The 18,648-nt window shown below is 70.2% G+C and carries 21 protein-coding genes; 11 read left to right on the plus strand and 10 right to left on the minus strand.

All coding sequences use genetic code 11. From position 1 onward, the window contains the following. The first annotated feature begins 23 nt into the window (after nt 1–23). Nucleotides 24–419, plus strand: coding sequence for a superoxide dismutase, Ni (sodN, locus tag JEQ17_RS16210; protein WP_200395912.1), 396 nt, complete (start codon nt 24–26; stop codon nt 417–419). 187 nt (nt 420–606) lie between these two features. Next, complete coding sequence (locus tag JEQ17_RS16215; protein ID WP_200395913.1) at nt 607–1,020, plus strand: helix-turn-helix transcriptional regulator; 414 nt, start codon at nt 607–609, stop codon at nt 1,018–1,020. A gap of 15 nt (nt 1,021–1,035) precedes the next feature. Here JEQ17_RS16215 and JEQ17_RS16220 read toward each other — a convergent pair whose 3' ends face one another. From JEQ17_RS16220 to JEQ17_RS16235, 4 genes are all read right to left on the minus strand, one after another. Then, nucleotides 1,036–2,286, minus strand: a complete 1,251-nt coding sequence (locus tag JEQ17_RS16220) for an RNA polymerase sigma factor (RefSeq protein ID WP_200395914.1) — start codon at nt 2,284–2,286, stop codon at nt 1,036–1,038. Then, nucleotides 2,283–2,696, minus strand: coding sequence for a YciI family protein (locus JEQ17_RS16225; protein WP_200395915.1), 414 nt, complete (start codon nt 2,694–2,696; stop codon nt 2,283–2,285). The genes JEQ17_RS16220 and JEQ17_RS16225 overlap by 4 nt, the downstream gene beginning before the upstream one ends. A 128-nt stretch (nt 2,697–2,824) precedes the next feature. After that, nucleotides 2,825–3,094, minus strand: a complete 270-nt coding sequence (locus tag JEQ17_RS16230) for a hypothetical protein (protein WP_200395916.1) — start codon at nt 3,092–3,094, stop codon at nt 2,825–2,827. A 60-nt stretch (nt 3,095–3,154) separates the two neighbouring features. Next, the gene (locus tag JEQ17_RS16235; protein WP_200395917.1) at nt 3,155–3,739 is read right to left on the minus strand and encodes a dihydrofolate reductase family protein; all 585 of its coding nucleotides are present in this window, start codon (nt 3,737–3,739) and stop codon (nt 3,155–3,157) included. A 120-nt stretch (nt 3,740–3,859) separates the two neighbouring features. Here JEQ17_RS16235 and JEQ17_RS16240 point away from each other — a divergent pair, with 120 nt between their 5' ends. Further along, nucleotides 3,860–4,456 carry a TetR/AcrR family transcriptional regulator gene (locus JEQ17_RS16240; protein WP_200395918.1) on the plus strand — a complete coding sequence of 199 codons (597 nt, stop codon included), beginning with the start codon at nt 3,860–3,862 and terminating at the stop codon, nt 4,454–4,456. A gap of 63 nt (nt 4,457–4,519) precedes the next feature. Here JEQ17_RS16240 and JEQ17_RS16245 read toward each other — a convergent pair whose 3' ends face one another. From JEQ17_RS16245 to JEQ17_RS16255, 3 genes are all read right to left on the minus strand, one after another. Then, the gene (locus tag JEQ17_RS16245) at nt 4,520–5,143 is read right to left on the minus strand and encodes a GNAT family N-acetyltransferase (protein WP_200395919.1); all 624 of its coding nucleotides are present in this window, start codon (nt 5,141–5,143) and stop codon (nt 4,520–4,522) included. A 566-nt stretch (nt 5,144–5,709) separates the two neighbouring features. Further along, nucleotides 5,710–6,840, minus strand: coding sequence for a family 2 encapsulin nanocompartment cargo protein polyprenyl transferase (locus JEQ17_RS16250; protein WP_200395920.1), 1,131 nt, complete (start codon nt 6,838–6,840; stop codon nt 5,710–5,712). A 142-nt stretch (nt 6,841–6,982) separates the two neighbouring features. Then, the gene (locus tag JEQ17_RS16255; protein WP_200395921.1) at nt 6,983–8,389 is read right to left on the minus strand and encodes a family 2B encapsulin nanocompartment shell protein; all 1,407 of its coding nucleotides are present in this window, start codon (nt 8,387–8,389) and stop codon (nt 6,983–6,985) included. A 257-nt stretch (nt 8,390–8,646) separates the two neighbouring features. Here JEQ17_RS16255 and JEQ17_RS16260 point away from each other — a divergent pair, with 257 nt between their 5' ends. The 3 genes from JEQ17_RS16260 (at nt 8,647) to JEQ17_RS16270 (ending at nt 10,614) form a co-directional block, all read left to right on the plus strand. After that, nucleotides 8,647–8,880 (plus strand): hypothetical protein, encoded by a 234-nt coding sequence (locus JEQ17_RS16260; protein ID WP_200395922.1) that lies wholly within the window; start codon nt 8,647–8,649, stop codon nt 8,878–8,880. 134 nt (nt 8,881–9,014) lie between these two features. Further along, complete coding sequence (locus JEQ17_RS16265; RefSeq protein ID WP_186001135.1) at nt 9,015–9,605, plus strand: N-acetylmuramoyl-L-alanine amidase; 591 nt, start codon at nt 9,015–9,017, stop codon at nt 9,603–9,605. A gap of 67 nt (nt 9,606–9,672) precedes the next feature. Then, nucleotides 9,673–10,614, plus strand: coding sequence for a 1-aminocyclopropane-1-carboxylate deaminase/D-cysteine desulfhydrase (locus JEQ17_RS16270; RefSeq protein WP_234048222.1), 942 nt, complete (start codon nt 9,673–9,675; stop codon nt 10,612–10,614). Nucleotides 10,615–10,625: 11 nt separating this feature from the next. On the opposite strand, the gene JEQ17_RS16275 is transcribed toward JEQ17_RS16270, so the two are convergent. After that, entirely contained in the window at nt 10,626–12,221 is a 1,596-nt protein-coding gene (locus JEQ17_RS16275; protein WP_200395924.1) for a Na+/H+ antiporter, read from the minus strand. A 61-nt stretch (nt 12,222–12,282) separates the two neighbouring features. Here JEQ17_RS16275 and JEQ17_RS16280 point away from each other — a divergent pair, with 61 nt between their 5' ends. The 3 genes from JEQ17_RS16280 to JEQ17_RS16290 all read left to right on the plus strand — a co-directional run bounded on the left by JEQ17_RS16280 (nt 12,283) and on the right by JEQ17_RS16290 (nt 14,353). Continuing rightward, nucleotides 12,283–12,543 carry a UBP-type zinc finger domain-containing protein gene (locus JEQ17_RS16280; protein ID WP_200395925.1) on the plus strand — a complete coding sequence of 87 codons (261 nt, stop codon included), beginning with the start codon at nt 12,283–12,285 and terminating at the stop codon, nt 12,541–12,543. Nucleotides 12,544–12,794: 251 nt separating this feature from the next. Continuing rightward, nucleotides 12,795–13,208 (plus strand): ATP-binding protein, encoded by a 414-nt coding sequence (locus JEQ17_RS16285; RefSeq protein WP_055512819.1) that lies wholly within the window; start codon nt 12,795–12,797, stop codon nt 13,206–13,208. Next, nucleotides 13,205–14,353, plus strand: coding sequence for an RNA polymerase sigma factor SigF (locus JEQ17_RS16290; RefSeq protein ID WP_200395926.1), 1,149 nt, complete (start codon nt 13,205–13,207; stop codon nt 14,351–14,353). Before JEQ17_RS16285 ends, JEQ17_RS16290 begins: the two co-directional genes overlap by 4 nt. A 157-nt stretch (nt 14,354–14,510) precedes the next feature. Here the strand turns inward: JEQ17_RS16290 and JEQ17_RS16295 are convergent, their stop codons facing one another. After that, nucleotides 14,511–14,957, minus strand: coding sequence for a hypothetical protein (locus JEQ17_RS16295; RefSeq protein ID WP_200395927.1), 447 nt, complete (start codon nt 14,955–14,957; stop codon nt 14,511–14,513). A gap of 135 nt (nt 14,958–15,092) precedes the next feature. Between JEQ17_RS16295 and JEQ17_RS16300 the strand changes: the two genes are divergently transcribed. Both JEQ17_RS16300 and JEQ17_RS16305 read left to right on the plus strand, forming a co-directional pair. Next, entirely contained in the window at nt 15,093–16,061 is a 969-nt protein-coding gene (locus JEQ17_RS16300; protein WP_200395928.1) for a diacylglycerol/lipid kinase family protein, read from the plus strand. Between the two features lie 317 nt (nt 16,062–16,378). Next, a complete protein-coding gene (locus tag JEQ17_RS16305; RefSeq protein WP_016639615.1) occupies nt 16,379–16,636 on the plus strand; it encodes a WhiB family transcriptional regulator in 258 nt (85 codons plus the stop codon). 257 nt (nt 16,637–16,893) lie between these two features. On the opposite strand, the gene JEQ17_RS16310 is transcribed toward JEQ17_RS16305, so the two are convergent. Next, nucleotides 16,894–18,369, minus strand: coding sequence for a sensor histidine kinase (locus tag JEQ17_RS16310; protein WP_200395929.1), 1,476 nt, complete (start codon nt 18,367–18,369; stop codon nt 16,894–16,896). Nucleotides 18,370–18,648: the final 279 nt, after the last annotated feature.

The following is an 18,648-nucleotide window of genomic DNA, read 5'->3' on the forward strand; positions in this document are numbered from 1 at the left end:
CGATCACGAGGAAGGACAGCTCAATGCTCTCCCGCCTGTTTGCCCCCAAGGTCCAGGTCAGCGCACACTGCGACCTGCCCTGCGGTGTGTACGACCCGGCCCAGGCCCGCATCGAGGCGGAGTCGGTGAAGGCCGTGCAGGAGAAGATGGCCGCCAACGACGACCCGCACTTCCAGGCTCGCGCCACCGTCATCAAGGAGCAGCGCGCCGAGCTCGCCAAGCACCACGTCTCGGTGCTCTGGAGCGACTACTTCAAGCCCCCGCACTTCGAGAAGTACCCGGAGCTGCACCAGCTGGTCAACGACGCCCTCAAGGCCCTCTCGGCCGCCAAGGGCTCGACCGACCCGGCCACGGGCCAGAAGGCGCTGGACTACATCGCCCAGATCGACAAGATCTTCTGGGAGACCAAGAAGGCGTGACCCAACGCCTTCCGTTTTCGCGGTGGAGGGGCCCGGCCAATGCCTTGGCCGGGCCCCTTCCTCGTTCCGCTTCCGGGCCGTCGGCCGGTCGGAACCCGCGCCGACCGGGCAGCCCGCCGGTCGTCCGGGCAGGTTGACCGGCCCCGAGCCAGGGGCTCTGTCGGTGGGCCGTGGCATGCTGAGGGGCATGAACACGGAAGATCTGGTCCGGCTGCGCAAGGCGCGCGACCGGATGGACCGTGAGTACGCCGAGCCGCTGGACGTGCCCGCGCTCGCGCGTACGGCGCTGATGTCGGCGGGCCACTTCCAGCGCAGTTTCCGGGCGGCCTTCGGGGAGACTCCGTACGGCTATCTCATGACGCGGCGCATCGAGCGCGCGAAGGCGCTGCTGCGGCGCGGCGATCTGACCGTCACGGAGGTCTGCATAGCGGTCGGGTGTACGTCACTGGGGTCGTTCAGCTCCCGCTTCACCGAGCTGGTGGGCGAGTCCCCGAGCGCGTACCGGGCCCGTCCGCACGACGCGGGGGCGTCGATCCCGGCCTGCGTGGCGAAGATGTACACAAGACCCACACGCGTCCGGGCGTCCGAACCCCCGCCCTGAGGACAGCGGCGCGCTTCAGGGCGCCAGGCGGGCCGCGCGTGCCCGGAGGTAGCGCTGTTCCGGGCGGCTGAGGGTCTTGGCGGCGGCCGACTCGTAGGCGGTGCGGGCGGCCTCGGTGTCGCCGGCCCGTTCCAGGAGGTGGGCGCGGACCGCGTCGAGCCGGTGGCCCGTCGACAGCTCCCCTTCCAGGGAGGCGAGTTCGGCGAGACCGGCCTCCGGACCGTGGGCCATCGCGACGGCCACCGCGCGGTTGAGGCGCTCCACGGGACCGGGGACCAGACGGACGAGGATGTCGTAGAGGCCGAGGATCTCCTGCCAGTCGGTGTCGTCGGGCGAGGCCGCCTCGTCGTGGACGGCGGCGATCGCGGCCCTCAACTGGTAGGGGCCCAGCTGCGGTCGGGCCAGCGCCCGCGTCACGAGGGCCACACCCTCGTCGATCGCCGCCTTGTCCCACAGAGTGCGGTCCTGCTCGTCGAGCGGCACCAGTTCGCCGTGCGGCCCGGTGCGCGCGGCACGGCGGGCGTCGGTGAGGAGCATGAGCGCCAGCAGACCCGTCACCTCGCAGTGGCCGGGCAGCAGCGCGTGCACGGTACGGGTCAACCGGATGGCCTCGCCCGCGAGTTCGGCCCGCTGGAGCGCGGGCCCGGACGTGGCCGTGTACCCCTCGTTGAAGATGAGGTACAGGACGTGCAGGACCGCAGGCAGCCGCTCCTCCCAGTTCTCGGGGCGGCCGAAGCTCGTGCCCTTCACCTTCTGCTTGGCCCGGCTGATCCGCTGCGCCATGCTCGCCTCGGGCATCAGATGCGCACGGGCGATCTCGGCCGTCGTCAGACCGCCGACCGCCCGCAGTGTGAGCGCGATCCGCGCTGGCTGGGTCAGATCGGGGTGGCAGCAGAGGAAGAGCAGGGTGAGGGTGTCGTCCTCGGAGGGCGCGCGGTCGGCGCCTGGCGGCGGGGCCGTGAAGGCGTCGCGGGGAGTGAGCGCCGCCGCCCGCTCCTCGCGCAGCCGCCGCGCCTCCTCACTGCGCAGCACGTCCGTGAGCCGCCGCGAGGCGACCTTGATCAGCCAGCCGCGCGGATTCTCGGGCACCCCGGCCTCGGGCCACTGCCCGGCCGCCGCGAGGAGCGCCTCCTGTACGGCGTCCTCGGCGGCGTCGAAGTGTCCGTACCGGCGCACGAGCGCGCCGAGGACCTGCGGCGCGTGGCGGCGCAGCAGGTCCTCGGTCTCGGTCGTAGGTTCCGACGGGCGTCTCGGGGGACGGCTCACACGTCCCCGCTGCCGTCGGGGATCGAGCGGATGACCAACGGGTACTGCTTGGTGCCCTCGGGGACGGGGCACTCGAGGACCCGCGCGGCGATCTCCGTGACCCGCTCCAGGCTGGCGCAGTCCAGGATCCAGTACCCGGCGAGTACTTCCTTGGTCTCGCTGTACGGACCGTCGGTGATCACGGGCTTCCCGTCCGGGCCCCGCTCGACGAACCGGGCCTTCGCGGGCTCCGACAGACCGTTGCCGTCGATCATCTCGCCGGTCTCGGCGAGGTCGTTGTTGAGCGCGCCCATGTGCGCGTACATGGTCTGGATGTCCTGCTCGGTCCAGACGGGCGCGTCGGCGGAGCCCTTGCCGCTCTGCGCCGCGTAGTCGGCCTGCGTGCCCTGGATCATCACGAGGTACTTCATGAGTCCGCTCCTTCGATTCTGGGCCACCCGCACCGGGCGGCTCTCACAGGGGACGTCGGAGCCGGGCCGCGGTTCTCTACAAGAGCGCGAAAAAAAACTTTCCCGCGTTTTCTCGCGGGCCGTCGCACTCAGGAATCCCGCTCCACGGACGCCTGGTCCGCAGCCGCCTGGCCGGCGACCGCCTGCGGTGCCTCGGGCGGTCCGGGCTCGCTCGCCAGAACACGCTCCGACTCGGCTTCGGCCTTCTCGGCCTCCCCCTCCTCGTACTCCGCGCACGTGGAGTTCCGGCAGGGGCCCGCGCTCCACAGGGGCACGAAGACCCCGAGGGTCTTGCGCCGACGAACGACCGTGTCCACGGCCTGCTTGCAGACCGGACAGACGTACTCATCGCTGGTCATGTGCCCAGGGTATTGCGGGAGGGCGCGCCCCGACAGGCGGGCGACGAACCCGGCCCGGAATCAGCGCTTCCTGCTGTACGTCCGCACGATCGCTCCGTTCTTGAACGTGCGCACCTCGCCGAGCGTGAACTCGCCGATGGCGAACCCGGAGCCGAACATCGGCATGCCGGAACCGAGCACGATCGGGTACGTCTTGACGACGAGCTCGTCGATCTCGTCGACCAGTTCGCCCGCGAGCCGGGAGCCGCCGCACAGGTAGATACCGAGTTCGCCGTCCTCGGCCTTGAGTTCGCGGACCTTGCCGACCAGGCCGTCGGAGACGATCTCGACGTGCGGGTCGGGCGACTCCTTCAGGCTGCGCGAGGCGACGTACTCGCGCATATGGGCGTACGGGCTGGTGACGCCGATCTCCAGCGCGATGTCGTAGCTGGCACGGCCCTGGATGATCGTGTCGAACTTCTGGTTCGCCAGGTGGTCCGTGCCCGTGGCCCGACGGCCGTGGGTCGGCAGCGTCTCCGGGTATTCGGTCCTGAGGAAGTCGAAGAACTCCTCGTCGACCATCTCCACCATCATCTGTGCGTCGCCGCTCGGGTCGCCGATGAAGCCGTCGATCGAGCAGGCGATGAAATACGTGAGCTTTCGCAAGCCGGTCTCTTTCCGTAGGATGCGTGAACCACTCCATTCATAGTGCTTCATCTGTAGTGGTTGCAAGGGGGATTTCCGAGGAAGTCCCGTACGGGACTCAAGTGGGAGAGGGGATTCCGCATGGCGAGCAATCCGGAGCGCCGGGCCGCCCTGGTCGACGCCGGTGTGGAGGTGCTGGCGCGCGAGGGGGCACGCGGGCTGACGTTCCGCGCGGTGGACGGTGAGGCCGGGGTGCCGGTGGGCACGGCCTCGAACTACTTCGGCGGCCGCGACGACCTGCTCCGCCAGATCGACGCCCACCTCCACGAACGCCTCGCCCCGGACCCCGAGGTCCTGGCCGAACTCATGAAGGCCCCCAAGGACCGTGCCCTGGTCACCGCGTTCATGCACGACCTCATGGCCCGCGCCCAACGGGACCGCACGGGCTATCTGGCCCTGCTGGAGATGCGCCTGGAGGCCACGCGGCGCCCCGAACTCCGCGCCTCCTACACGAAGACGATCCGCGCCGACCTCGAATTCGGCATGGAGTTCCACCGCGGGGCGGGCCTCCCCGGCGGCGACGAGACGGTCACTGTCCTGTACCTCGCCATGCTCGGCCTGATCCTCGAACACCTGACCCTGCCGGGCGTCCTGGAGGGCGTACTGCCGGGAGTGACCGTCCCGGACGGCCTGGTGGAACGAATCGTCGCAACGATCGTGCCGGAGCCGGCCGACTAGGCGGCCGAGACGCCCCGCCAGGGGCGCGGGGAACTGCGCGACCAGCCCCCACCGGCCCGCGGACTACGAACCGGCGCCCCCGCCAAGCGATTCGGTCAGCGGCTTCCGCCACATGGGCCACATCGGCGGCCCATCGGGAAGCTCGAGCGCGCTCCCCATGAATTCGAACCCGAGCCGCTCGTAGAGCCCCCGGCTACGCGCACTGCTCGCCTCCAGATACGCGGCCACACCCTCACCGTCGCACCGGTCCAGCACATGCTGGACAAGCGCCGAACCGAGCCCCTCCCCCTGCCGGCCCGGCGCGACGGCGATCATCCAGAGGTACTCGTGGGCATGCCCCTCCGGGTGGATCCCGGCGGTCAACCGGCCTATCAGCTCGACCCGTTCGTTCTCGGGATCGATCTCCTCGCGCAGTTGGGCGGGCACGTCCTCGTCGTCCTCCCCGGCGGGCTCCGCGGGTATCGACAGCCACAGCGCGCAGGCCGAACCGTCCTCCGTGACGTCCACGTACCCCTCGGCGAGCACGCCGTCGACGAAGGCCCCCATCAGCAACGGATGCGTCCGCCGCCGGTGTTCCGCGTCGGGAAAGATCCAGCTGCTCACCGGGTCGTTCTGAAAGGCCTCGTCGAGCAGCCGTGTCACGGCCTCCCGATCGTCCTCGCCCGCTCTTCGGATCGCCACGCCCACTGCCCGCCCCTTTGACTCAACTGCCCATGCCCACTCGGCCGTTGCAGCCTAGCGATCACCGCGACGGAAGGCGACGGGCCCCGCACACCGTGGGGATGCGCGGGGCCCGCCGGAACCGGAACCCCTCCGCCTCACCGCGTTGTCAGGCACCGCGCGGCGAAGAGGGCCCCGGAGTCTCGTACCCATTACGGCCGATGAACGCCGTACCGCTCAGGGTGGAGTGACAGAAGTGAAGCAAGGGTGGAAGCGAGTCGGAGACGGGCGGTGTGGAGACGGGCCGGACTGGGAGTGGGCCGAGCCGGGAACGCCCCCTGTCCCCCCGCCCCTGCTCTGCCTCACCCCCGCCCTCGCCCTCGCCCTCACCCCCACCCTCGCCCTCGCCCCCGACACCGTGCGGCTTCGGCTGCCGCGTGCCCGCGGGCACCGCACGGCATCGGCCCCTGATCTCTACATACGCGCCGCCCTTCGATCACCCCTCACTCGTCGCACCCGTCCTACCCGTCTCACTCGTCGCTCCCATCGCTCCCATCGCTCCCTGCCGATCGCCCCCCACCAAAGGCCCGAACTCACATGCTCCGCCGCGTCACGAACTCCGCCAGGGACAGGAGCCCTCCCGCCGCCTCCGGATCCGGGACGGCCCGGGACAGATGCTGCAGGGATCTGGCCATCCGGTCGGCGGCCTGGACCTGGGCCCAGTCACGCCCGCCCGCCCGCTCGACGGCGAGGACCGTACGCTCCAGATCGCCGTCGCGGTACGGAACCCGGTACAGCTCGGCCAGTTCGGCCGCGGCCGATGTGCCGGAGGTGAGCGCGGCGACCACGGGGAGGGATTTCTTGCGGGCCATGAGGTCCGCCCCGGCCGGCTTGCCGGTGCGGCTCGGGTCCCCCCAGATGCCGATCACGTCGTCGATGAGCTGGAAGGCGAGCCCTGCCTCCCGCCCGAACGCGTCGAGGGCCTCGACGTCCTCCTCTCCGGCCCCCGCGTACAGCGCCCCGAGCGCGCACGCGCAGCCGAGCAGGGCCCCCGTCTTGGCCTCGGCCATGGCGAGCACCTCGTCGAGCGTGACGTCGTCGGGACCGCGACGCTCCATCGCGGTGTCCGTGTGCTGGCCCGCGCACAGTTCGACGACACAGCTCGCGAGCCGCGCGGCCGCCGCCGAGGACGCCGGATGCGGATCCTCGGCGAGCAGCTGATGGGCCAGCGCCTGCAGGGAGTCCCCGGCGAGGACCGCGTCGGCGTCCCCGAACACCGCCCACGCGGTGGGCCGGTGTCTGCGGGTGGTGTCCCGGTCCATCACGTCGTCGTGCAGCAGGGTGAAGTTGTGCACCAGCTCCACCGCGGCGGCCGCCCGTACGGCCGTCTCCTGCTGTCCGCCGAGCGCCCGGACCGCGGCCAGCACGAGCGCGGGCCGGATCGCCTTGCCCGAGTTCCCCGCCGCCGGGCTGCCGTCCGCGTGCTCCCATCCGAAGTGGTAGAGCGCGATCCGACGCAACGGGCCGGGCAACGACTCGACGGCCCTGCGCAGTTCGGGGTCGACCGACGCCCGGGACCGCTCCAGGATCCCGGCGGCCTCCTGCCCGTCGGGCGACCCCCTTCGCCCGCCAGGCACGCCACCCGGCACCGGCTCTCCCCGCGCTTCCGGTCCTTCCACGGCCGGCAGCGGGCTCTGTTGCGTCTCCGTCATGAGCTCACCCATGGATCCGCCTCGCACAGTGCGCGGACGGTGGCTGTTCCGCCGGGTTCGGGCACGTACCCCTTCGGTCCGCCGGCGACGGACGCGTACCCCCTCGGTCCGCCCCCACCGGCGGACAGGGACACGGCGCGCGCCGTACGGGACGTCACCTCCAGCGGCCGATCTCGACGTTCTCCAGGACCCCGAGCGCGTCGGGCACCAGGACCGCGGCCGAGTAGTACGTCGTCACCAGGTACGACATGATCGCCTGCTCGCTGATGCCCATGAACCGCACCGACAGGCTCGGCTCGATCTCGTCCGGGATGCCGGCCTGCTGGAGCCCGATGACGCCCTGGTCGGCCTCGCCCGTACGCATGGCGATGATCGAGGTCGTGCGGGCCTCGGTGACCGGGATCTTGTTGCACGGGAAGATCGGCACACCGCGCCAGGTGGGAATGCGGTTCCCGCCCATGTCGATGGTCTCCGGGACGAGCCCCCGCTTGTTGAGCTCGCGGCCGAACGCGGAGATCGCGCGCGGGTGGGCGAGCAGCAGCCTGGTGCCGCGCCGCCTGGTGAGCAGCTCGTCCAGGTCGTCCGGGCTGGGTACGCCGTCGTGCGGCTGCAGCCGCTGGTCGTACTCGCAGTTGTTGAGCAGCCCGAACTCCCGGTTGTTGATGAGCTCGTGCTCCTGGCGCTCCTTCAACGCCTCGACCGTGAGCCGCAACTGCTGCTCGGTCTGGTTCATCGGCTGGTTGTAGAGGTCGGCCACGCGCGTGTGGATGCGCAACACGGTCTGCGCGACGCTGAGTTCGTACTCGCGCGGTGCCGCGTCGTAGTCGACGTACGTCCCCGGGATGGCCGGCTCTCCGGTGTGGCCGGCGGCGAGGTCGATCTCCTTCTCGCCGTAGTTGTTGGCGCGCTGCGTGGGAATCGCGCGCAGTTGTTGCAGGTGCTCGCGCAGGGACTCGGAGCGCTCGGCGATCTGGTCGAGGTCCTGGCGGGGCAGCGCGAGGACCGTGCAGGCCGTGACCGCGCGGGCCGTGTACTCCCAGATGGCCTCCGGGTCGATGATGGCCTGCTCGCCGAAGTAGGCGCCGTCGGCGAGGACGCCGAGGACCGCGTCGTCCCCGTACGGACCCGTGCCGATCTTCTCGACCTTGCCGTGTGCGAGCAGGAACACCTCGTCGGCCTGGCTGCCGAAGGAGGCGAGGACGTCGCCCGGGTCGAACTCCCGCTGCTGGCAGCGCTGTGCGAGCTCGGCGAGCACCTCCGGGTCCTCGTATGTGCGCAGTGCCGGCAGTTCACCGAGTTCGGCGGGGATGACCTGGACGCGGTCACCGGTCTTCACGAACGTCACGCGTCCGTCGCCCACCGAGTAGCTGAGCCTGCGGTTCACGCGGTATGTGCCGCCCTGCACGTTCACCCACGGCAGCATGCGCAGCAGCCATCGTGAGCTGATCTCCTGCATCTGTGGTGCGGACTTGGTGGTGGTGGCCAGGTTCCGCGCCGCGGATGTGCCGAGACTCTTCTGCGGCTGATCCTGGTCCGCGCGGATCTCTTCGCCTACCGACATGAAATTGCCCTCCCCATCGTGCAATGAGCTGCGCCGAGAACACTTCCATCACAGACCGTGCCGGTGCTATTACACGAAAGAGGGGGAATGGATCTTCGAAAGCAGGGCATAACGGAGGGCCTCGCCCAGGCCGACAGGTCCCGGCGGCCGGCCGGCCCGGCGTCGTGGATCTTCCCGAACGGGAACTTCAAGATCGGGCCGCCCGTTGAACCGGCAAAACGGACGAACGACTACGGACGAACGACGAGGAGACGGCAATGGCAGGGTTCCTGGACCGCGCGAAGGAACAAGCGCAGCGCGGCCTCACGCAGGGCAAGCAGAAGCTCGACGACGTCCAGGCCCAGCGGGCCGGCGGCGATCTGCTGAAGAACCTGGGCGCGGCCTACCTCGCGGAGCGGCGCGGCAGCGGCTCTCCGCAGGCCACCCAGGAGGCTCTCCAGGCGCTGGAGAGCCACATCGCGACGCACGGGGACGGTTTTCTGCGCGCCTGAGGTCCGCCCGTGCCGCTGACCGGATCGGCTCGCACGCCGTGCGAAGAAGTGGCTCCGACCGGAGAGATCCGGGTACAAGCTGCGGTACGAGACGGCCGCGCTGGGTGGCCGTCGCGGCCTGTAAGGAGGCGGTCATGGCCCCACCCATGTCCGCGGGCAGTTTTCTGAGCCGGCTCAAGGCGGAAGGGCTCACCGTCGTCGAGGTCGGCGACTGGGAGCATCACAACCGCAATCACAAGGGCCCGTGGGGCCCGGTCCACGGCGTGATGATCCACCACACGGTGACATCGGGAAGTCAGCGCACGGTCGAGATCTGCCGTGACGGCTACAGCGGCCTGCCCGGCCCGCTGTGCCACGGTGTCATCACCAAGGACGGCAGAGTCCACCTCGTCGGCTACGGCCGTTCCAACCACGCGGGCCTGGGCGACGACGACGTATTGCGCGCGGTCATCGCGGAGAAGGCCCTCCCGCCGGACAACGAGGCGAACACCGACGGCAACCGCCACTTCTACGGCTTCGAGTGCGAGAACCTCGGCGACGGCGAGGACCCCTGGCCCGAGGCCCAGCTCGACGCCATCGAGCGCGCCGCGGCGGCGGTCTGCCGCCACCACGGCTGGACGGCCCGCTCGGTCATCGGCCACCTCGAATGGCAGCCGGGCAAGATCGACCCCCGCGGCTTCACGATGGCGGCCATGCGGGACCGCATCCACGAACGACTGAAGTAGCGCCCTCGTGGCGGGCCCGTGCCGCCGTGCCCGTGCCCCGCCCGGACGCGTGTCCGACAATGGGCGGGTGATCAGCCCCGAGACCCCCGAAGCGCTCGACCTGGGCGCCCTGCGGCCACGGCTGCCGTCCCCGGTGCGGGAGGCCGTGGACGAGCGGTTCGCGCGGCGCGGTGTCCGGCTGCTGCTCAAGCGGGACGATCTGATCCACCCGGAGCTGGTCGGCAACAAGTGGCGCAAGCTGGCCCCGAACCTGCGCGCGGCGGCGGGCCGCACGGTCCTCACCTTCGGCGGCGCGTACTCGAACCATCTGCGGGCCACCGCCGCCGCGGGCCGCCTCCTGGGCCTGCCCACCGTCGGCGTGGTCCGCGGCCAGGAGCTCGCCGACCGTCCGCTCAACCCGTCCCTGGCCCGGTGCGCGGCCGACGGCATGCGATTCCACTTCGTCGACAGATCGACGTACCGCCGCAAGAGCGAGCCGAGGACGCTGGCCGCGCTCCTTCGTGCGTGCGCCGCCGAGGACGCGTACGTGATCCCGGAGGGCGGCAGCAACTCGCTTGCCGTTCTGGGCTGCGGGGCCCTCGGCGAGGAGCTGCGGGACCACGGCGGTGTCGACGTGGCCGCGGTCGCCTGCGGCACGGGCGGCACCTTCGCGGGCCTGGCCGCCGGCCTCGGCCCGGACAGCCACGCCCTCGGCATACCCGTCCTCAGGGGCGGCTTCCTCGACGCGGAGATACGTACGCTCCAGGACGAGGCCTTCGGCGGCCCGCGCGGCGACTGGTCGCTCGACGACCGCTTCCACTTCGGCGGTTACGCCCGTACGCCACCCGAACTCGAAGCGTTCGCCGCCGACTTCGAACAGCGCCACGGCCTGCCCGTGGAGCGTCTCTATGTCGCCAAGTTGCTGTACGGACTTGTCGCCCTCGCCGAGGAGGGCGCGTTCCCGCGCGGGACGACGATCGCGGCGGTCGTCACCGGCAGCCCCCACCCTCGGGCCGCCGACAGGATCTAGGCGTCCGGGCCCTACGTCGCCTCGCGGAAGGCCGCCGCCTCCTCCAGGTCCAGCCGTCGCAGCAGCGTCCGAAGCATCTCGTCGTCGATGTAGCGGCCGTCCCGGAGTCTCACGAACATCTCCCGCTCGGCGCCGATCATCTCGCGCGACAGCCGCCGGTACGTGTCGTCGACGGTCTCCCCGGTCACGGGGTTCACCGTCCCGAGCCGCTCCCACACCGCGTTGCGGCGACGCTCCAGGACCGAGCGGAGCCGGTCGGCGAGCGGCGGCGGCAGCGCGTTGCGCTCGTCGTCGAGGAGTTCGTCCAGGCGGCGCTCCGCGGTCCGGGACGCCTGCGCCTGGGCGTTCGCCTCCGCGAGCGTCTCGGCCTGCAGATCCCGCTCGGGCAGCTTCAGCGCACGGACCAGCGGCGGCAGCGTCAGCCCCTGCACGACCAGCGTGCCGATCACCGTCGTGAAGGTCAGGAAGAGGATCAGATTGCGGCCAGGGAAGTCCTCCCCGCCCTCCGCGGTGAGCGGGATCGAGAAGGCGATGGCGAGCGAGACCACGCCTCTCATCCCGGCCCAGCTGATGATGAAGGGCCCCTTCCAGGTGGGGTTGTCCTCCCGTTCCCGGATCCGTTTGGACAGGATGCGCGGCAGGAAGGTCGCGGGATACACCCACACGAAGCGGGACACGACGACGACCAGGAAGACGGCCACCGCGTACCAGGCGGCACTCACTCCCTCGTACTCGTCGAGGCCCTTGAGGACGATCGGGAGCTGCAGGCCGATCAGTGCGAAGACCGACGACTCCAGGATGAACGCGACCATCTTCCAGACCGCCTCCTCCTGGAGGCGGGTCGCGAAGTCGACCTCCCAGTTGCGGTGCCCCAGGTAGAGCGCGACGACGACCACGGCGAGCACTCCGGAAGCGTGCACCTGCTCGGCGACCGCGTACGCGAAGAACGGGATCAGCAGCGACAGGGAGTTCTGGAGCAGCGCCTCCTTCAGGTGCGTGCGCAGCCAGTGGAGCGGCATCATCAGGACGACCCCGATGCCGACGCCGCCGATCGCGGCGAGCAGGAACTCGCCGATGCCGCCCGCCCAGGTCGCGCCCTCACCGACGGCGGCGGCGAGGGCCACCCGGTAGGCGGTGATCGCGGTCGCGTCGTTCACCAGCGACTCGCCCTGCAGGATCGTGGTGACCCTGGAGGGCAGCCCGACCCGGCGCGCCACCGCCGTGGCCGCCACCGCGTCCGGCGGCGCCACGACCGCGCCGAGCACCAGCGCCGCCGTCAGCGACAGGTCCGGCACGATCATGTAGGCGGCCCAGCCGACGACGAGCGTCGCGAAGAGCACGTACCCGACCGACAGAAGCGCGACCGGCCTGAGTTGCGCCCGCAGATCGAGGTACGAGCTGTCCGTGGCCGCCGTGTAGAGCAGCGGGGGCAGCACGAGCGGGAGCACGATGTGGGGGTCGAGTGTGTACTCGGGGACCCCGGGCAGGTACGAGACGATCAGACCCGCGGTGACCAGCAGCAGCGGCGCGGGCACCGGGGTACGGCGGGCCGCGCCGGCGACCACGGCGCTGCCCGCGACCAGCAGGAGGAGGGGCATCACATGCATCGGCTTCGGCCCACCTTCGATTCCGCGCGGATTCCCGCACGCCCGACGTAATCTGGCAATCATGAAACAGTGCACGCACGCCGACGCGCTGCCGCATCCAGAACCCGAGCCGCTGAGCGAGACCTGCCTGGAGTGTCTGGCGGCGGGCTCGCACCCCGTGCAGTTGCGACTGTGTCTCATCTGCGGAGACGTGGGCTGCTGCGACTCGTCGCCGCTGCGGCACGCGACGGAGCACTTCAAGAAGACGGGACACCCGATCATGCGCACGTTCGAGCCCGGAGAGAACTGGCGCTGGTGCTTCGTCGACCACGTACTCGTGTGACGAGGGATCCGGACGGTTCGACCCTCTGACCGTTGGGTACGTCAACCCGGCGCGCGCTCTTCCCAATTGGGCCCGCAGACCCCTAGCCACTGTGCGTATCCATAGGTTTACTATGAGTGACAGCAAGGGGTTGGGGTCCCGGGGACAGGAAACCTGAGAGCGCGATAGCGTCACCGCTGAACCACGTTGCGCGTTACCCCGGGGGGCGACCCTCGGCCCCCGAAAGAGCTTGTACCACCTTGGAGGTGAGGGTGTCCCAGATCGCAGGCGAGCCCGCGACCCAGGACTTCGTGGAAGTCCGGCTGCCGGCTGCGGGTGCCTACCTGTCGGTGCTGCGCACGGCCACAGCCGGCCTCGCGGCGCGTTTGGACTTCACCCTCGACGAGATCGAGGACTTGCGCATCGCCGTGGACGAGGCATGCGCGATCCTGTTGCAACAGGCGGTGCCGGGCTCCGTGCTCAGCTGTGTCTTCCGCCTGATCGACGACTCGCTCGAGGTGACCGTCTCGGCCCCGACCACCGATGGCCATGCCCCCGCGCGGGACACCTTCGCCTGGACCGTGCTGTCGGCCCTCGCCGGCAAGGTGTCCTCCTCGGTGGCCGACGACAAAACCGTTTCGATCAGCCTCTACAAACAGCGCGGCGCGGGACCCGGGCCGGCGTGAGGAACGGGGACGGGCCGGTGCGGGACGAAGAGCGCGGCACACGGGAACTTCCCGGCAAGGGCGAGGACGGCCCGACCGGGCCTCGGCCTCTGGCGGAAGGTGTCGACGGCATCCCCGAGCAGCAGGCCCGGCCGCATCCGGAGGACGACGCCTCCTCGGCGGCCGAAGCGCCTCGGCGGGAAGAGCCGGTCGGCAAGGACGGGCGCGAGGCGCTCTCCGACAGTGACGGGCGACAGGATCCAGACGTTGCCGCGCAGTGGGGGTCCCCCCGGACGGAGTCTGGGGGAACGTCCTCGGAAGGGCGGCGGCGGGTGACGGGCGGGATCATGAGCGAGCAGCACGAGCACGAACGAAATGCCGACAGCGGCGCGTCGGGTACGCAGCACGACCCCCACGACCGCAGTGGGGCGCGGGCCAGGTTCATCGAGCTGCGCAAGCTGGACCCCAGCAGCCCGGAGTACGCGGAGCTGCGCAACCGGCTGGTCCGGATGCATCTGCCGCTCGTGGAGCACCTCGCGCGCCGCTTCCGCAACCGCGGGGAGCCGCTGGACGACCTCACACAGGTCGCCACCATCGGTCTGATCAAGTCGGTCGACCGCTTCGACCCGGAGCGCGGTGTCGAGTTCTCGACGTACGCGACTCCGACGGTGGTCGGTGAGATCAAGCGGCACTTCCGTGACAAGGGCTGGGCGGTGCGTGTGCCGCGCCGGCTGCAGGAGCTGCGGCTGGCGCTCACCACGGCGACCGCGGAGCTCTCGCAGCTGCACGGCCGCTCGCCCACGGTCCACGAGCTGGCCGAGAAGCTGGGCATCTCGGAGGAGGAGGTCCTGGAGGGCCTGGAGTCGGCCAACGCGTACTCCACGCTGTCCCTGGACGTCCCCGACACCGACGACGAGTCCCCGGCGGTCGCGGACACCCTGGGCGCCGAGGACGAGGCCCTGGAGGGCGTCGAGTACCGCGAGTCCCTCAAGCCGCTCCTGGAGGACCTCCCACCACGCGAGAAGCGGATCCTCCTCCTTCGCTTCTTCGCCAACATGACCCAGTCCCAGATCGCCCAGGAGGTCGGCATCTCCCAGATGCACGTCTCCCGCCTACTGGCCCGCACCCTGGCCCAACTCCGCGAAAAGCTCCTGGTGGAGGAGTAACGAACCGCGCCCCTGAGACAGGGGCGCGGGCACCATGCGGTTTTCTTTCAGGGGCGCGGGGAACTGCGCGATCAGCCACAACGGACCCGCAGACGCAGTACGCCCTCAGCCCGCCCCGGCACACTCCGGCAGAACGCCCACAGCGCCCCCGGACCACTTAAGGCTCGCGTACCCCACCCGGCCCGGTGATCCCCAGGGCCCTGGTCGTCTCCGGGTTCACGATGAGCACCAGCGCCGCCACAGCCACCACCGCCAGGGCGATCCCCCCGGGAATGGCGAGACTGTCGGCCTGAAGCAGGTTGTACGCGACGGGCAGCGCCATGATCTGCGTGATGATCGCCGGCCCCCTGCTCCACCCGCGCCGCAGCAACAGCCCGCGCGCCGCCAACAGCGGAAGCAGCGCGAGCACGATCAGCGTCACGCCTCCCGTGACGGCCTGGCTCCGGTCGTCCGGGTGCCCCGTGAGACCCCTCACAAGCATGTAGCCGCCACCGACCACAAGAGCGAGCCCCTCCAGCGCGGCGAGCGCCGCCGCGACGGTCAGCCGCGTGGGACGGGGTTCGGCGTCGGAGGTGTCCGGGGTCGATTTCTGCTCAGAACTCACCCCTGAAGGGTAGCCCTCGCCCCGTACCCGCCAACGGCCCCGGGGCACCCCCGGGAATCCGCAGCGTGCTCCCCCTCACACCTGATCCTCACCTCGGTATGGGCCGAGTACCACGCGGTAGGTACGCTGCATCGCATGCGTGCACTTCTCGTGGTCAATCCGGCAGCAACCACCACAAGCGCACGCACGCGTGACGTCTTGATCCACGCCTTGGCGAGCGAGATGAAGCTCGAAGCGGTCACCACCGAGTACCGCGGGCACGCCAGGGACCTCGGCCGGCAGGCCGCGGAGAGCAAGGACATAGAACTGGTCGTGGCCCTCGGCGGCGACGGCACGGTCAACGAGGTCGTGAACGGTCTGCTGCACGGCGGCCCCGACCCCGACCGGCTGCCCGGCCTCGCCGTCGTCCCCGGCGGCTCCACGAATGTCTTCGCGCGCGCCCTCGGTCTGCCGAACGAGCCCGTGGAGGCCACCGGCGCCCTCCTCGACGCGTTGCGCGAGGGCCGCCAGCGCACGGTGGGCCTCGGCCTCGCCGCGGGCACCCCGGGCAGTGAGGACGAAGGCGTCCCCGCCCGCTGGTTCACCTTCAACGCGGGCCTCGGCTTCGACGCCGGCGTGGTCGGCCGCGTCGAACAGCACCGCGAACGCGGCAAACGTTCCACGCACTCCCTCTACCTGCGCCAGGCGATGCGCCAGTTCTTCGGGGAGACCCACCGCCGCCACGGCACGATCACGCTGGAGCGGCCGGACGCGGACCCGGTGACCGATTTGGTGCTGTCGATAGTCTGCAACACCTCTCCGTGGACGTATCTGGGCAATCGCCCGGTGTACGCGTCACCTAAGGCCTCGTTCGATACCGGGCTCGACGTACTCGGTCTCAGCCGCATGTCGACCACCGCGGTTGCCCGGTATGGCACCCAGTTGCTCACTTCGTCCCCCGAGCGCGGACCCCATGGGAAGCATGCGGTGTCCCTGCACGACCTGACCGACTTCACCTTGCATTCGAAGGTCCCACTCCCCCTCCAGATGGACGGCGACCACCTCGGACTGCGTACGAGCGTGACGTTCACAGGCGTTCGTCGTGCACTGCGTGTGATTGTGTGAGCGGAACGGGCTAAAGTCCTTCCACTCGAACGTTTAGGCCAGGATCCACCCCATGGAAGTACGGCTGTGACCTAGTCGACACCGAGGAATCAAAAAAACTTTCCGGTAGGGGTTGTATCCGTCGCTGAGGTTTGCGAGTCTCTTTGTGGCGCTCGGGACGGGCCGCAACATCGCCCCCACAGAGCGCCGGAACCCCTCCTCAATTCACAGGACCACACCAGTCCGTCTGGTAGTCGGCCCTTCACTTGTTGAGGGATTCGTGAAAGCGTTCACATTCACAAGCAACGTGCATGTAATACCAAGGAGAGGTAGCAGCCATGGACTGGCGTCACAACGCCGTTTGCCGCGAGGAAGACCCCGAGCTCTTCTTCCCCATCGGCAACACCGGTCCTGCGCTGCTGCAGATCGAGGAAGCCAAGGCCGTCTGTCGTCGCTGCCCCGTCATGGAGCAGTGCCTGCAGTGGGCGCTCGAGTCCGGCCAGGACTCCGGCGTCTGGGGTGGTCTCAGCGAGGACGAGCGCCGCGCCATGAAGCGCCGCGCCGCCCGCAACCGGGCCCGCCAGGCATCCGCCTGACAACCCACCCCACACGGTCCTGAGCTTGGCGGCGCGTACAGCGAGTACGCTTCTCCCGCCCCCGAGCCGCAGCGCGCAGTACCCCCGATGCGCAGATAGCAACGAGCACGATGAGCCCCGGACCGGAAATCGGTCCGGGGCTCATTGCTGTTTGCGGCTGCGTCTTCGTGGTGCGCCCGGCAAGCACTGGGCAGGCTCGGAAGCTTGTGACGATTACGCAGCGTGTGCGTGGAGTAATGGTGCGGATTGCCTGTGCGTCACTTGTGGGGCACCACCGGAATGTCCAGGACGACCTGCGTTCCGCGCTCGGGCGCACGGACCATGTCGAAGGTGCCGCCCAACTCCCCCTCCACCAGCGTCCGTACGATCTGCAGGCCCAGATTGCCGGAGCGGTGCGGGTCGAAGCCCTCGGGCAGACCGACGCCGTCGTCCTGGACGGTGACCAGGAGGCGGGCCTCCTTGGTGCTGCCGCCGCGGACCGCGGACACCTCGACCGTGCCACGGTCGCCCTCGCGGAAGCCGTGCTCCAGCGCGTTCTGCAGGATCTCCGTGAGGACCATGGAGAGCGGGGTCGCGACCTCGGCGTCGAGTATGCCGAAGCGTCCGGTGCGCCGGCCGACGACCTTGCCCGGGGAGATCTCGGCGACCATGGCGAGCACCCGGTCGGCGATCTCGTCGAACTCCACGCGCTCGTCCAGGTTCTGGGAGAGCGTCTCGTGCACGATGGCGATCGACCCGACACGGCGCACGGCCTCTTCGAGGGCCTCGCGGCCCCGGTCGGACTCGATCCGGCGGGCCTGGAGGCGGAGCAGGGCCGCGACCGTCTGGAGGTTGTTCTTCACCCGGTGGTGGATCTCCCGGATGGTGGCGTCCTTGGTGATCAACTCACGCTCGCGGCGCCGCAGTTCGGTCACATCACGCAGGAGTACGAGCGAACCCACCCGCGTGCCCTTGGGTTTGAGCGGGATGGCGCGCAGCTGGATCACGCCGTCGTTGCTCTCGATCTCGAACTCGCGGGGCGCCCAGCCGCTGGCGACCTTGGCCAGCGCCTCGTCCACCGGGCCGCGGGACGGGGCGAGTTCGGACGTGGTCTTGCCCAGGTGGTGGCCGACCAGGTCGGCGGCGAGGCCGAGACGGTGGTACGCCGACAGCGCGTTCGGTGACGCGTACTGGACGATGCCCTCCGCGTCCAGCCTGATCAGGCCGTCGCCCACCCGCGGCGAGGCGTCCATGTCGACCTGCTGGTTGGGGAACGGGAAGGAGCCGGCCGCGATCATCTGTGCGAGGTCGGACGCGCTCTGCAGGTAAGTGAGTTCGAGCCGCGAGGGGGTGCGCACGGTGAGGAGATTGGTGTTGCGGGCGATGACGCCCAGGACGCGCCCCTCCCTGCGCACGGGGATCGACTCGACCCGAACGGGAACCTCCTCGCGCCACTCCGGGTCGCCCTCGCGCACGATCCGGCCCTCGTCCAGGGCCGCGTCCAGCATGGGGCGGCGGCCGCGCGGGACGAGGTGGCCGACCATGTCGTCCTGGTACGAGGTGGGGCCGGTGTTGGGCCTCATCTGGGCGACCGAGACGTAACGGGTGCCGTCGCGGGTGGGAACCCACAGGACGAGGTCCGCGAAGGAGAGGTCGGAGAGCAGCTGCCACTCCGAGACCAGCAGGTGCAGCCACTCGAGGTCGGAGTCACCGAGGGCGGTGTGCTGGCGGACGAGGTCGTTCATGGAGGGCACGTGTGCGAGCGTACCCGCCGGGTACGACATGCTCCGAAATCGGCCACCCGCACGGGCCCCGGAAACACCCGCGGGCCGCGGCGCCTGAGAGGGACCCTCAACCCTCCCGGCACCGCAGCCCGGAGCAACATCGGCCGCGGGCTGTGCGGTCCCGTTCGGCCGAAGGATGAGGATCCGGTGCAGTCAGGGCAGAGAGCGCCGGCTCCTCGGTCCGTCTTCCTGTGCGGGGAAGACGGAGGCTTGGTCATTCGGACGGCTTGATCATCAAGTTGCGTTCTC

The sequence above is a fragment of the Streptomyces liliifuscus genome, from assembly GCF_016598615.1.
In the GTDB taxonomy this organism is placed as follows: Bacteria; Actinomycetota; Actinomycetes; order Streptomycetales; family Streptomycetaceae; genus Streptomyces; species Streptomyces liliifuscus.